The sequence below is a fragment of the Streptomyces sp. Sge12 genome, from assembly GCF_002080455.1.
Taxonomy (GTDB): Bacteria; Actinomycetota; Actinomycetes; order Streptomycetales; family Streptomycetaceae; genus Streptomyces.
This window is the reverse complement of the sequence record NZ_CP020555.1, coordinates 4336088-4348529: the sequence shown is the minus strand read 5'-3', so window position 1 is coordinate 4348529 and position 12442 is coordinate 4336088. Positions and strand designations below refer to the sequence as shown.

Genomic DNA, 12442 nt, shown 5'->3' with positions numbered 1-12442 from the left:
AAGCACGGGGTGCTCCTCGGAATTCGTTCGGGGGGTACGGGCCGGTTCCCAAGCGTACTGGCCCGGGGCCGGGCGCACTCTGCGAGGTGGCCCGTACCCCCGTCGGCCCGTACCGCCCGCCCGTCGGTCAGCTCAGCAGCTGGCTCTGCAGAATCACGCTCTGGTGGAAGGGAACGGGGGCCACCTCGCCCTTGCGGGTCTGGATGACCATGCCGAGGACGTCACCCGTCCGGAGGCACCCGATCTTGGTCTGCTCGTCGCCGAGGAGGGGCTTCAGCTCTTGGTACACGCTGAGCTCGGTGCCGTCGAAATTGGCCGCCCCCGGGAAGTCCAGCGTGGTGCTGTTCATCTGGGTGCCCTTGGCCTTGCTCCACACGTCGTCCAGGTCGAGGGCCGAGACCCCGTTCAGCTGCATGTTGCTGTCGCAGCCCTTGAACGCGTCCACGAAGCCCGAGGAGTGGAAGCGCAGCAGGTAGACGTGCGTGCGCGTGCCGTCCGGCGTCGTCCAGCCCCGGCCGGCGATCTGTCGCAGCCCGTCCCATTCGAGGGACCGCTTCAGCTTCTCGCGGGTGTCGGGCGTGTACTCCTCCAGGAAGGTGTCGACCGACACCGCCCCGTCCTTGTCCGCCTTGACGGCGTCGTCGGCCTTGGCGCCCACGGGAGCGGGCAGCAGCAGACCGCCGAGGGGCGCGTAGTGCGTCCCGTCCTTGTTGTCCGGGCCCTGGGGCAGGGGGGCACCCGCAGGCAGGGCCGGCTGGGACAGCGCCGGGAACGTCCAGCGCCCGTCGCCCTCGGTGGACAGGCCGGGGATGTCGGTGCGCTCGGGCACCGTGATCCCGTACGCGACCCCCGTGCCGACGGCGGCGAAGACGGCGACGGCGGCGGTCCAGCGCAGGGCGGCGAACAGCTTGCGCCGGTCCTTGGGCGGGGCCGGCACGGCCGCGGGGGCGGGGGCGGGGGCGGGGGCCTCGACGATCCCGTCGCCCGCGTCGGCAACGGTCCCGGCAGCCGTCTCGCCGGCGGTCCCTGATGCCTGCGCAGTGGGCTCGGGCGTCGCCGCGGGCACCGGCTCGGGCTCGGTGGCCGCGGTGGTGGTCTGCTCGCTCACGCGGACTCTCCGGGGGACTTGAGGTGGTCGAGTTGCTGCTTGAAGAGGCCCGCGGCGTCCTTCACCACGAATCCCTCGCTCCCGTACATCCGGAAATTCACCATGACGTCTCCTTCAACGGCCAGGCAGTCGAGGGCGTCGATCTTGTTCTTCTTGTCCTTCTTCTCGATGACGATGGGGTTCACCGAGCACTTGGCCTGCGGGTGACCCTCCACCTTCGGCGCCTCGCCGCCGGAACCGGTGAGCGCGATCAGCTTCCCGGCGAACTCACCGAACTTCGCGAGCTGCGCGGGGTCGGCCTGGACGAGCTGGATCTCGGCGACGACACCGCCGCCGACGCCGTCCTTGCGCGAGTAGCTGCGCCCGGCCAGGCCCTTGAGCTTCAGGTCGGCGAGCACCTTGTCCCGTTCGGTGCGCTCGCTGCTGGACAGGCCCTTGCGGGCGTCCTTGAAGCTCTCCAGCGCCCGCTCGCCCGAGAGGGAGTAGAAGTTGCCCTCCTTGTCGATGTCGGGGCCGGGCCAGTAGTCCTTGGGCATCGGCAGCAGCTTGCCGGTGAGCGCGTTCGGGGGCACGGACGGCACCGGGGCCTGCGTACCACTGGTCGTGTGGTCCGCGGCCAGCCAGTACCGCGTCGGCGAGGTCCGGTCGGCTCCGGCGAGCGCGGCCGCCGCCCCGACGCCGGCGCCCACGAGGACGACGACGCCCACGGCCGCCGCCACCAGGGTGACCACCTTGCGGTTCACCTTGCGCGCGAGCCCGGCAGCGGCCTGCTGCTCCGGCTCGGGAAGGGGCGCGACGTCACCCGCAGCCTCGGCCGGGGCGGGGGCCGGGGCGGGGGCCCCAGTCCCGGTCTCCGTTGCAGCCGCGGCCGCGGCCGCGTCCTCGACCTGGGCCCCGGCCTCCGCGCCGGTCACGTTCTGCTGCTCGCTCACAGCCGCTCCATCTGTCGCTTGGCCAGGTCGGCCAGGACGCTCTCGTCGACCTCACCGCGGTTGTTCGTGTACTGGATGCTCACCACGATGTCGCCGCGGCGGACGACGGCACGGCCTGCGCGGAGGGGGTGGTAGCCGGGCTTCACGCTCGCGTCCGAGTCGACCCACATGTGGCCGAACTCCTCGGGAACACCCGGCACCTCCTTGCCCGCGTTGCCCGCGTACTCCTTGGTGGGCATGTAGTGCTCGATGCCCAGCTGGAAGTCCTCGGCCTCGTTGCGGTCGCTGAACTGGAGCAGGTTGATCTCGACGAAGTTGCGGTCGGACTCGCTCCAGTCCGCGGAGGCGATGCTCCGGATCCGGTCGGTGATGAGTCCGCCGAGACCGCCGGAGGCGTCCTTGTAGTACCCGGCGGCGAACAGGTCCACGGAGAGGGCGCCCGAGAAGTCACTCTTCGCTCCGCCCGGAACGTCCAGCAGCTTCTTGGCCAGTTCCTCGTCCGCCTTGTGCCAGCGGTTGGCGTTGATCGAGCGCCGGGTCGTGGCGTCGCTCATCGCCTGCGGCTTCGGCGCGGCCATCTTCTGCTGGGCCAGCGGCGGCAGCGGGGTGGGCTCGCGGTGGTACTGGACCGCGTAGCCGGTGATCGTTCCGGCGAGGACGCCGAGTGCGGCCGCGCCCGCGATCAGGAGGGTCGTGCGGCCCTTGCGGCGGCGCGGGGCCGAAGTGTCCGGCTCCGGTGCACTCTCATCCCCTTTCCGCTGCTCAGGGATGGTCTGTTCGTGTTCCAAAGGGGTCCCCCACAAGCCTGGAGCGCAGGTTGATTACCCGCGCGTACCCCATGACCCGCACCGGACGGGAGCAGTTGTACGAACGTAGATCACGTTCTCGTCTCGTGAGGTTTCAGTCCTCGTGACGCCGCTTTCCGTCCAGTTCGTCCCACCACTCATCGGACTTCGGGTCGCCCGAAGGGTCGTCCCACCAGCGGTCGTCCGGGCCGCGCCGGTTGGCGATCATCGCGGCGACCGGCGGGATGACCATGGCGACCACGCACATGGCCACCGCGGCCTCGACCGACCACAGGCGCACGACGGCCCAGGCGGAGACGAAGAGGACCAGGCATCCGCCCATCAGCCAGAAATAGGCGCGTCGGCGCCGGGCGTACATGCCTCCAGCGTAGAGCGGGCGAGCACGAACACAAGGCGGACGGCACGAAGGGCCGCACCCCGTTCCAGTGGCGTCCAACCCCCGGGGGTGCGGCCCTTCGGCCGATCGATCAGGCGATCACATGTGCGGTGCTCAGACCGCGATCGCCACGTCCGTCACGCCGCCGGCCTCGGCGACCACGACGGCACGGTCCGCCTGGGCACCCGGGACGAGCGCCCGCAGCGTCCAGGAGCCGGTGGCGGCGTAGAAGCGGAACTGGCCGGTGGCCGAGGTCGGGACCTCGGCGGTGAACTCGCCGGTCGAGTCCAGCAGGCGGACGTAGCCGGACACCGGCTCGCCGTCCTTGGTGATCTGGCCCTGGATGGCGGTCTCACCGGGCTTCAGCGTCGCGAGGTCGGGCCCGCCGATCTGTGCTCCACACATGTTCTCTGTCCTGTCCTGGAGAGGTCGTACTACGAAGGGCGTCGCGTGCCCGGTCGTCGGTCTGGTGCTACTTGTTGGGGCCGAGCTCGATCGGCACGCCGACCAGCGAGCCGTACTCGGTCCACGAACCGTCGTAGTTCTTGACGTTCTCCTGGCCCAGGAGCTCGTGGAGCACGAACCACGTGAGCGCGGAGCGCTCACCGATGCGGCAGTAGGCGATGGTGTCCTTCGCCAGGTCGACCTGCTCCGCCTCGTAGAGGGCGGTCAGCTCGTCGTCCGACTTGAAGGTGCCGTCGTCGTTGGCGTTCTTCGACCACGGGATGTTGCGGGCGCTCGGCACGTGGCCGGGGCGCTGCGACTGCTCCTGCGGAAGGTGCGCCGGGGCGAGCAGCTTGCCGGAGAACTCGTCGGGCGAACGGACGTCGACCAGGTTCAGGGAGCCGATCGCGGCCACGACGTCGTCGCGGAAGGCGCGGATGGAGGTGTCCTGTGCCTTGGCCTTGTACGCGGTGGCCGGGCGGTTCGGGACGTCCTTGCCGTCGACCAGGTCGCGGGAGTCGAGCTCCCACTTCTTGCGGCCGCCGTCGAGGAGCTTCACGTCCTGGTGGCCGTAGAGCTTGAAGTACCAGTAGGCGTAGGACGCGAACCAGTTGTTGTTGCCGCCGTAGAGGACGACGGTGTCGTCGTTGGAGATGCCCTTGGCGGAGAGGAGCTTCTCGAAGCCCTCCTGGTCCACGAAGTCGCGGCGGACCGGGTCCTGGAGGTCGGACTTCCAGTCGATCCGGACGGCGTTGGTGATGTGGTTCTTGTCGTACGCGGACGTGTCCTCGTCCACCTCGACGATCACGACGTTGGCGTCGTTCAGGTGGGCCTCGACCCAGTCGGCGTCTACGAGGACGTCGCTGCGGCTCATGGTGTTCTCCTCCGGGGCAGTGTGCGGCGGGGCTGTGCGGGTGACGCGTGCTGCGTGCCTGCGGGTGCGCTCGAGATCCTGCGCGGGGAGGCGTCAGGGAATCAGGAGGCTGGTGCGGTCACGCGGGAAAGGCCGTGGGGCCGTCGTCCGGTCGATGGAGCGGATGCGCTCACAGTTCACATGGATCGACAGAGCATGGCGGCGACGCGACACAGGTCTACTGCCCGTCGCTTCGTGAGGTCCGCCTGCTGATGCTTCATAGCCATGGATCGTAGGGACGAATCGGCCGCCCTGTCACCGGTGTGTCATATGTCGAGACAGGATCGTCCGGATTCTGGGATGTGAGCGCCCCGGACGGCCGCCGCGCCGCCCCCGGGACCCTTCGTGCGGCCCGTCCTTCTGCGGATCGGACCGCACCGTCTCACGATCCGGCCACCACCACGTTCGAGCCGCCCAGCGTGAGGTGCACACCGGCCTCGTCCGAGGTCAGGGCCGAGAGGTGCAGTCCGGCCGGCATGCCGCTGTCGAGATTGCGGTCGAAGTCGGTCTTCCAGCGGATCACCCTCTCGACCGCGGCGACGCCTCCGCTGGGCACCTCGTCGGCGCGCACGCGGACGATCTTGCCGCCCTTGCCGCCCGGCGCGTCCTGGAGGGTGACGGTCGACACCACGCTGTGCGTCAGCGTCTTTCCGAACGCCTCCACCGTTGCGGTGACCTTCACCTTGCCGGGCGCCCCGCCGTAGGAGAGGGTCGCGCCGGTCTGCGAGGCCGCCGTCAGGTCGGCGTACGTGATGAGCGCGCTGCCCTCGGCCCGGGCCGCGGTGCCGCCGCTGTAGTCACCGTTCAGCTTCACGGTGCGGAAGCTCGCGTCCAGCTCCGAGAGCCGCGTCTTGCGGCCCTCGGCGGCGACCTCCACGCCCCGCAGCTTCAGGTCGACCCGGTCGAGCTCGTGGCCCATCAGCTGGGTGAGGAAGGGGAACCCGTCGATCTCCACCTCGGAGGAACCGGCCAGGCCCTGCCGCGCCTGTATGCGATCGGCCAGCCGGTTCTCGACGTATCCGGACGCCCACCGGTCCACGCCCACGAACAGGGCTCCCAGTACCACTCCGATGATCACAACGACGCGCAGGAAACGCACGTTCCCTCCCCCTACTAGTCAGTACGTGCGTTCTAGTTGACCATGCCCCGTGTCGGGCAGGGATCAGCCCACCACCCGCCCGATCAGGTACACGGCGGGCGCGGCCACCGCGAGCGGCAGCGCCACGCCGGCCGTCATGTGCACGAACTTCGACGGGTAGTCGTACGCGGCCACGCGCAGTCCGACCAGGGCGCACACCCCGGCGGCGAGGCCGATCAGGGCCCCGCCCACCCCGACCGCGGTCAGCCCGCCGACGGCGATGCCGGCACCGGCGGCCGCGGCCAGCGAGACGCCGACCGAGGGGACGGTGGGCAGCGGCAGCGCACGGGCGAAGACGGCGACCGCGACGGCCGCGGCGCCGACCGTGGCGGCGGCGGAGTCGGCCGCGAGGTAGCCCGCGCAGATGATCGCGAGGGCGGCCGAGGCCACCGAGGCCATCAGCCCGTACATCCGCTCGTCGGGGTCGGCGTGGCTGCGCAGCTGGAGGACGAGCGTGAGCAGCACCCAGGCACCGAGGGTGCCGACGATCGCGCCGGGGCCGTACGGGGAGCCCACCGCGAGCACGGCCGCGTCGGCGGCCACGGCTCCGGCGAAGGCAAGGGCGATGCCCTGGCGGGCCGGCCACATGCCGTTGAGGCGGAACCAGCCGGCCGCGGTGAGGCCCTGGAGGGCGATCAGCGGCAGGAGCAGGGCGTACTGCCCGAGGGCGGCGGCCGCGGCGAGCAGCAGCCCGAGGGCGGCGGTCAGTATGGCGGACTGCGGGCCGGGGTCGATGATCGGCGACCGGCCCTCGGCGCGGGCCTGGGCCGGGTCGACGGCGCGCAGGGTGTTGCCGGCGAGGGTGGGCGGGGACCAGGAGGTGATCTCCTGGGGCTCGCCGGCCCCGGCCGGGTCCTCGCCCGGGGCGGCGCCCGTCAGGGGCGGGAGGTAGGCGGTCCGCTCGGCGGCGGACAGCTCCTCCACGACCACCGGCGGCAGGTACGCGGTCTGCTCGACCGGCGGCGACTGCTGCTGCTGCTGCTCGGAAACGGCGTCGGGGCCCGGGTAGGGCGGCAGGTAGGCCGTCTCGGCGCCCTGCGGCCAGTCCTGGACCGGGGCGGGCGCCGGGGCCTGGGGCTGGGCCTGGGCGGCCGGGGCCTCGTCGCGGAACCAGCCCTCGGGAGCCACCGGCTGCTGCGGGTACGCCTCCTGCACCGGCTCCGGCGCATAGTCCTGCCACGGAGCCGGAGCGGGCGCGGGCGTCTGGGCGGCCGGGGCCTCGTCGCGGAACCAGTGCTCCGGAGCCACCGGCTGCTGCGGGTACGCCTCCTGCACCGGCTCCGGCGCATAGTCCTGCCACGGAGCCGGAGCGGGCGCGGGGGCCTGGGCCTGGGCCTGGGCCTGGGGCTGGGGCTGGGGCTGGGCGGCCGGCGCCTCGTCGCGGAACCAGCCCTCCGGAGCCACCGGCTGCCCGGGCACCGCGCCCAGCGGCGGATGCACCGGCTGGTAGCTGGTGTCCCAGGTGTCGGACTGCCAGGTCTGGGTCCCGTACGGATCCTGCTGCTCTTGCTCTTGCTGCTGCTGCTGCTGGGCGTACTGCTGTCGCTGCTGTTCCTCAGGCGTGCTCATCGGCTCCCGCTCACCCGCCCGCGAACGGCGGGAGCACCTCGACGGTGCCCCCCTCGGTCAGCGGGACGGAATCGTGCGGGCGCTTGCCCACAGGTTCGTCGTTCACGAGGAAGGAGCAGCGCAGCAGGACCCGGGTCAGCTCCCCGGGGTGGCGCTCCCGCACGGCGTCGAGCGCCTCGGCGAGTGTCCCCGCCGAGTACGGCTCCTCCGCCGTCTTGGCCGCGGCCTTGGCCGCCGCCCAGTAGCGGATGGTTCCGGTTGCCACTGCAGCTCCTATCGTCGGCTCTCTACCGTCGGCCTCCATGATGGCCCCTCCCACCGCCGGGCCCGGCGTGCCCCGACGCGCCGGGTGTGCGCCCGGGTGACCCCGCGGTACCGCTCGGCGGGCCCCCGATCCGGTGAAACCAGGGCATACGCAGGGCAGGAGCGTGGCATGAACCACAGAAGCGGAAGAGGAAGAAGCCTCGGCCACGCATCGACGGGTGGGCTATTCTGCTTGGCGAGAGGATCCGGGCAACGTTGCCCCCGGGTCCTTTTGTGCTTTCAGCGCGTTGAACGAACCGAGAACAGTGGTATCCATGCGGGCCCCAGGGCGCGGGGACCGCAGGGAGACCGGGCAAGCCGTACGAAGCAGTACCGCGCACGTCCTCGACGGGACCGAGGAGGAACCGACGTGATGGACCAGCGAACCGTGCACCACCGTCCGACCCGGGCAGGTGGTCGGTCGTGAGCTCACTCCTGCTGCTCACCAACGCCCTGCAGCCGTCCACCGAGGTGCTGCCCGCCCTCGGTCTGCTGCTGCACAACGTCCGGGTGGCGCCGGCCGAGGGCCCCGCCCTGGTGGACACCCCGGGAGCCGATGTCATCCTCGTGGACGGCCGCCGCGACCTGCCGCAGGTGCGGTCGCTGTGCCAGCTGCTCCGCTCCACGGGACCCGGCTGTCCGCTGATGCTCGTGGTCACCGAGGGCGGCCTGGCGGCCGTCACCGCCGACTGGGGCATCGACGACGTCCTGCTGGACACCGCCGGCCCCGCCGAGGTCGAGGCGCGGCTGCGGCTGGCCACCGGCCGTCAGCAGCTCGGCTCGGACGACTCCCCGATGGAGATCCGCAACGGCGACCTGTCGGTGGACGAGGCGACGTACTCCGCCAAGCTCAAGGGGCGGGTGCTCGACCTCACCTTCAAGGAGTTCGAGCTGCTCAAATACCTGGCCCAGCACCCGGGCCGGGTCTTCACGCGCGCCCAGCTGCTCCAGGAGGTCTGGGGCTACGACTACTTCGGCGGCACCCGGACGGTCGACGTGCACGTACGGCGGCTGCGCGCCAAGCTCGGCCCCGAGCACGAGTCGCTGATCGGCACGGTCCGCAACGTCGGCTACCGCTTCGTCACGCCGGAGAAGGTCGAGCGGGCAGCAGCGGAGGCCGCGGCCCAGGCGGCCGCCAAGGCCGCCGCGTCGGCCGCCGCGCAGCCTGCCGATCGGACGGCGCCGGCCGTCACCCGATCGGCCGAGGAGCCTGTGAGCATCCACTCGGCCGGACGGCCTGCCCAGAGGTAGGTCACCCCGCGTAGACTGCCGCGCGTGGCCAAGGTGACGCGGGATGACGTGGCACGACTTGCGGGTACGTCTACCGCCGTCGTGAGCTACGTCATCAACAACGGACCCCGGCCGGTCGCCCCGGCCACGCGCGAGCGTGTCCTCGCCGCGATCAAGGATCTGGGCTACCGCCCGGACCGGGTCGCCCAGGCGATGGCCTCGCGGCGCACCGACCTCATAGGCATGATCGTTCCGGATGCCCGGCAGCCGTTCTTCGCGGAGATGGCGCACGCGGTCGAACAGGCCGCCGCCGAGCGCGGGAAAATGGTGCTCGTCGGCAATTCCGACTACCGCACCGAGCGCGAGGTGCACTACCTGCGGGCCTTCCTCGGCATGCGGGTCTCCGGCCTGATCCTGGTCAGCCAGGGCATGAGCGAGCAGGCCGCCAGCGAGATCGAGGCCTGGGACGCGCGGGTCGTGCTGCTGCACGAGCGCCCGGAGGCGATCGACGACGTCGCCGTCGTCACGGACGACATCGGCGGCGCCCAGCTCGCCACCCGCCACCTGCTGGAGCACGGGCACGAGTACGTGGCCTGCATCGGCGGCGTCGAGAACACGCCCTCCGTCGGCGACCCGGTCGCCGACCACGTCGAGGGCTGGCGGCGAGCCATGCAGGAGTCCGGCCGCTCGGTCGAGGGCCGGCTCATCGAGGCCCCGTACAACCGCTACGACGCGTACAAGGTCGCGCTGGAGGTCCTGGCGCGGCCCGACCGCCCGACGGCCATCTTCTGTGCCACGGACGACCAGGCGATCGGTGTGCTGCGGGCCGCGCGCGAGCTGCGCATCGACGTGCCCGGGGAACTGGCCGTCGCGGGCTTCGACGACGTCAAGGAAGCCGCCCTCACGGATCCGCCGCTGACCACGATCGCCTCGGACCGCCCGGCGATGGCCCGGGCGGCGGTGGACCTGGTCCTGGACGACGGCCTGCGCGTGGCCGGCTCCCGACGGGAACGGCTCAAGCAGTTCCCGTCGGCGCTGGTGATCCGCCGCTCCTGCGGCTGCCGCTGACCCCGGACCCGCCGGGGTCGGGCGCGTAGGCAGTCGGGCCGGTCAGGCGGGTCAGGCGGGTCAGGCGTCGAGCGTGCAGGGCATCAGCAGGGAGAAGGCGTCCTCGGTGTCCGGCCGCAGCAGGACGAGCGGGGCCCTGGGGCCGACGTACTCCAGCAGCATCTCCTCCCCGGCGGCGAGCGCTTCGAGGAGGAAGGCGGGATTGACCCCGACCCGGTCGCCCGCGGCGTCGAAGTCCACCGCGTCGGCGGCGGCGACGGTCACGGTGTCCGTCAGGACGAGCGCGCACCGCTCGCCGTCCTGCCCGGCGAGGGCATGCCGGAGGGCCGGTACGTCCAGGGGGATGCGGCGCCCCTCGGGGAGCCTCGTCAGACGGCGGTGGTCGGGGAACTCCTCGCCGAAGCCCTGCCCGGCGACCCGGCGGCCCTGCGTCTCCAGTTCGACCGCGTCCCCGTCGACGGTGATGACGGCCTCGCCGCCGTCGGCCAGCAGGGCCCGCATGGCGTCCACGAGCGGAGCGGGCACGGTCAGCCGGACCCGTTCGCCGCCGTGGCCGCCCGTGGACGCGCACGCCACGGCCATCCGGTAGCGGTCGGTGGCCACGAGGTGCAGGTCCGCCCCGTCCACGTCGAAGTGGATCCCGCCGAGCATCGACAGCTCGGGATCGTTGCCGACGGCGAACCGTACGGAGTCCAGTGCGGCCGCGAACTCCGCGGCGGGCACGGTCAGCCGGGCGGTGGGGGTCGGGGTGGCGGTCGTCGTCATGGTGCTCTCCTTGTGTCCCAGTAGCGCGCGAACCGTGGAGAGCGCCCCGCGCGCATCGGCGAGTTCGCGTTCGAGGCGCCGCAGGTGGCCGTCCAGCAGCCGGGGCACCAGAGCGGTGTCCCCGGTGTCCGCCCCGGCCCAGCCCGCCAGGACGAGCCGGATGTCCGCGAGCGGCATCCCCGCCTGCCGGAGCCGGGCCAGCAGCCGGGCCTCGTCGAGCTGTTCGGGCGCGTACCAGCGGTACCCGGTCACCGGATCCACCCGGGCCGGCATCAGGACGCCGGCGCGGTCGTAGAACCGCAGCGCGCTCACGCCCAGCCCGCTGTCCCGGCCCATCTCGCCAATGCTGTGCATCTCGCTCTCCACACCCGTGACTCTGGGACCTCCACCAGGTCGAGGGTCAAGGCCGGTCCTTATATCGGTCATACGCGGTTCTGTCGGGCTTCTCAGCCCTGACTCAGGAAGCTCTCATGATCGGTGGACAGAGTCATAGTCATGACCGAGAGCTTCCGCCGCGAAGGCGAGTACCCGCAGGAGAACAGCCCGGCCCAGCACGCGCCGTTCGGCGAGGACTGGCAGCGCGGACGGGACCGGCTGGCGCACGAGACCGGGGTCGGGGCAGCGGCCCCGACCCCGGCCGCGGCCTACCCGCCGCCGCCCCCGTACCCGCCCACCGCGCCCACCGCGCCCGGCTGGCACGAGGCGCACCGGCCGCCGGTCATCCGGGGCGAGACCGTGCCGCCTACGGCCGACGGCGGAGCCGACGGCGGAGCGGACGGCGGCGGCGCGGATGACGGCGGCCCGCGCCACGGTGCCCACGCCGCCTCCCCCGCACCCCGGGCCAAGCGGCCCGTCGCCCTGCTGGCCGCCGTCGCGCTCGCCGCGGCCCTGGTCGGCGGGGGCACCGCGGCCGCCGTCCAGCAGCTGATGGAGCGGCAGGCCGGCACCTCCGGCGGGGTCAACGGCACCACCGTCTCGCAGTCCAGCAGCGGCACGGTCGCCGGCGTCGCCGAGCAGGTCAGCCCCTCGGTCGTCCGCATCGACGTCCGCACCGGATCCGGTCAGGGCACCGGGTCCGGCATCGTCATCACCGCCGGCGGCGAGATCGTCACCAACAACCACGTGGTGAGCGGCGCCTCCGAGATCCAGGTGACGATGAGCGACGGCAAGAAGTACGCCGCCAAGATCGTCGGCACCGACCCCGACAAGGACCTCGCCCTGATCAAGCTCCAGGGCGCGTCCGGGCTCAAGCCCGCCTCGCTCGGCAACTCCGGCGGCGTCAAGGTCGGCGACCAGGTCGTCGCCATCGGCTCCCCCGACGGCCTCACCGGCACCGTCACCAGCGGCATCGTCTCCGCCCTGAACCGCGAGGTGAAGGTGCCGAAGTCGGAGCAGCAGTCCCCGCAGAACCGGCAGCAGGGCGAGGACAGCTGGCCGTTCTCCTTCGGCGGCCGCCAGTTCAACGGGGACCCCGGCTCCGACACCACCTCGTACAAGGCCCTCCAGACGGACGCCTCCCTCAACCCCGGCAACTCCGGCGGCGCCCTGGTCAACATGAACGGCGAGATCGTGGGCATGCCCTCCGCGATCTACTCCCCCGCGACCGGCAACTCCGCGGCCGGCAGCGTCGGCCTCGGCTTCGCCATCCCGGTCGACACGATCAAGGCCGACCTGGACTCCCTGCGCAAGGGCGGCCCGGGCGGGGCGGGCTCCTCCGACACAGGAACCGGCACCGGCACCGGGGGCGCCGCGAACGGCTTCGGCACGATCTTCTAGGCCGCCTCTTCGGC

14 protein-coding genes are annotated in these 12442 nt (G+C 72.1%); 3 read left to right on the top strand and 11 right to left on the bottom strand.

The annotated features are described in order from the left end of the window. Nucleotides 1–127 precede the first annotated feature (127 nt). From B6R96_RS19455 to B6R96_RS19410, 10 genes are all read right to left on the bottom strand, one after another. Complete coding sequence (locus B6R96_RS19455) at nucleotides 128–1108, bottom strand: hypothetical protein (RefSeq protein ID WP_081523063.1); 981 nt, start codon at nucleotides 1106–1108, stop codon at nucleotides 128–130. Continuing rightward, on the bottom strand, nucleotides 1105–2040 hold the full coding sequence (locus tag B6R96_RS19450) for a hypothetical protein (protein ID WP_237291459.1): 936 nt from the start codon (nucleotides 2038–2040) through the stop codon (nucleotides 1105–1107). Before B6R96_RS19450 ends, B6R96_RS19455 begins: the two co-directional genes overlap by 4 nt. Further along, complete coding sequence (locus tag B6R96_RS19445) at nucleotides 2037–2828, bottom strand: hypothetical protein (protein ID WP_237291458.1); 792 nt, start codon at nucleotides 2826–2828, stop codon at nucleotides 2037–2039. The genes B6R96_RS19450 and B6R96_RS19445 overlap by 4 nt, the downstream gene beginning before the upstream one ends. Before the next feature lie 112 nt (nucleotides 2829–2940). After that, nucleotides 2941–3204: a DUF3099 domain-containing protein gene (locus tag B6R96_RS19440; RefSeq protein ID WP_030387262.1), complete on the bottom strand. Its 264-nt coding sequence runs from the start codon at nucleotides 3202–3204 to the stop codon at nucleotides 2941–2943. A gap of 132 nt (nucleotides 3205–3336) precedes the next feature. Next, complete coding sequence (locus B6R96_RS19435) at nucleotides 3337–3627, bottom strand: DUF1416 domain-containing protein (RefSeq protein WP_030011783.1); 291 nt, start codon at nucleotides 3625–3627, stop codon at nucleotides 3337–3339. A gap of 67 nt (nucleotides 3628–3694) precedes the next feature. After that, on the bottom strand, nucleotides 3695–4540 hold the full coding sequence (locus B6R96_RS19430) for a sulfurtransferase (protein WP_081523061.1): 846 nt from the start codon (nucleotides 4538–4540) through the stop codon (nucleotides 3695–3697). 176 nt (nucleotides 4541–4716) lie between these two features. Beyond that, nucleotides 4717–4800, bottom strand: a complete 84-nt coding sequence (locus tag B6R96_RS39005) for a putative leader peptide (protein WP_350206375.1) — start codon at nucleotides 4798–4800, stop codon at nucleotides 4717–4719. A gap of 161 nt (nucleotides 4801–4961) precedes the next feature. Further along, a complete protein-coding gene (locus B6R96_RS19420; protein ID WP_030387260.1) occupies nucleotides 4962–5678 on the bottom strand; it encodes an LmeA family phospholipid-binding protein in 717 nt (238 codons plus the stop codon). A gap of 63 nt (nucleotides 5679–5741) precedes the next feature. Then, nucleotides 5742–7286: a hypothetical protein gene (locus B6R96_RS19415; protein WP_081523060.1), complete on the bottom strand. Its 1545-nt coding sequence runs from the start codon at nucleotides 7284–7286 to the stop codon at nucleotides 5742–5744. A 10-nt stretch (nucleotides 7287–7296) separates the two neighbouring features. Further along, nucleotides 7297–7551, bottom strand: a complete 255-nt coding sequence (locus tag B6R96_RS19410; RefSeq protein ID WP_030387258.1) for a MoaD/ThiS family protein — start codon at nucleotides 7549–7551, stop codon at nucleotides 7297–7299. A gap of 461 nt (nucleotides 7552–8012) precedes the next feature. On the opposite strand from B6R96_RS19410, the gene B6R96_RS19405 reads away from it, so the two are divergent. Together B6R96_RS19405 and B6R96_RS19400 are read left to right on the top strand one after the other, a co-directional pair. Next, nucleotides 8013–8840: a winged helix-turn-helix transcriptional regulator gene (locus tag B6R96_RS19405; protein ID WP_081523059.1), complete on the top strand. Its 828-nt coding sequence runs from the start codon at nucleotides 8013–8015 to the stop codon at nucleotides 8838–8840. Between the two features lie 24 nt (nucleotides 8841–8864). Then, on the top strand, nucleotides 8865–9887 hold the full coding sequence (locus tag B6R96_RS19400; protein WP_030387256.1) for a LacI family DNA-binding transcriptional regulator: 1023 nt from the start codon (nucleotides 8865–8867) through the stop codon (nucleotides 9885–9887). Nucleotides 9888–9947: 60 nt separating this feature from the next. Here the strand turns inward: B6R96_RS19400 and B6R96_RS19395 are convergent, their stop codons facing one another. Next, complete coding sequence (locus B6R96_RS19395; protein ID WP_081525160.1) at nucleotides 9948–11006, bottom strand: DNA polymerase III subunit beta family protein; 1059 nt, start codon at nucleotides 11004–11006, stop codon at nucleotides 9948–9950. Between the two features lie 141 nt (nucleotides 11007–11147). Between B6R96_RS19395 and B6R96_RS19390 the strand changes: the two genes are divergently transcribed. After that, nucleotides 11148–12428: a S1C family serine protease gene (locus tag B6R96_RS19390; protein ID WP_081523058.1), complete on the top strand. Its 1281-nt coding sequence runs from the start codon at nucleotides 11148–11150 to the stop codon at nucleotides 12426–12428. The last annotated feature ends 14 nt before the right edge of the window (nucleotides 12429–12442 follow it).

Bases quoted from the DNA above. Each gene is read 5' to 3' on its own strand.
- B6R96_RS19440 (WP_030387262.1), bottom strand. From the start codon at position 3,204: ATGTACGCCCGGCGCCGACGCGCCTATTTCTGGCTGATGGGCGGATGC.
- B6R96_RS19435 (WP_030011783.1), bottom strand. From the start codon at position 3,627: ATGTGTGGAGCACAGATCGGCGGGCCCGACCTCGCGACGCTGAAGCCC.
- B6R96_RS19430 (WP_081523061.1), bottom strand. From the start codon at position 4,540: ATGAGCCGCAGCGACGTCCTCGTAGACGCCGACTGGGTCGAGGCCCAC.
- B6R96_RS39005 (WP_350206375.1), bottom strand. From the start codon at position 4,800: ATGAAGCATCAGCAGGCGGACCTCACGAAGCGACGGGCAGTAGACCTG.
- B6R96_RS19415 (WP_081523060.1), bottom strand. From the start codon at position 7,286: ATGAGCACGCCTGAGGAACAGCAGCGACAGCAGTACGCCCAGCAGCAG.
- B6R96_RS19395 (WP_081525160.1), bottom strand. From the start codon at position 11,006: ATGCACAGCATTGGCGAGATGGGCCGGGACAGCGGGCTGGGCGTGAGC.
- B6R96_RS19390 (WP_081523058.1), top strand. From the start codon at position 11,148: ATGACCGAGAGCTTCCGCCGCGAAGGCGAGTACCCGCAGGAGAACAGC.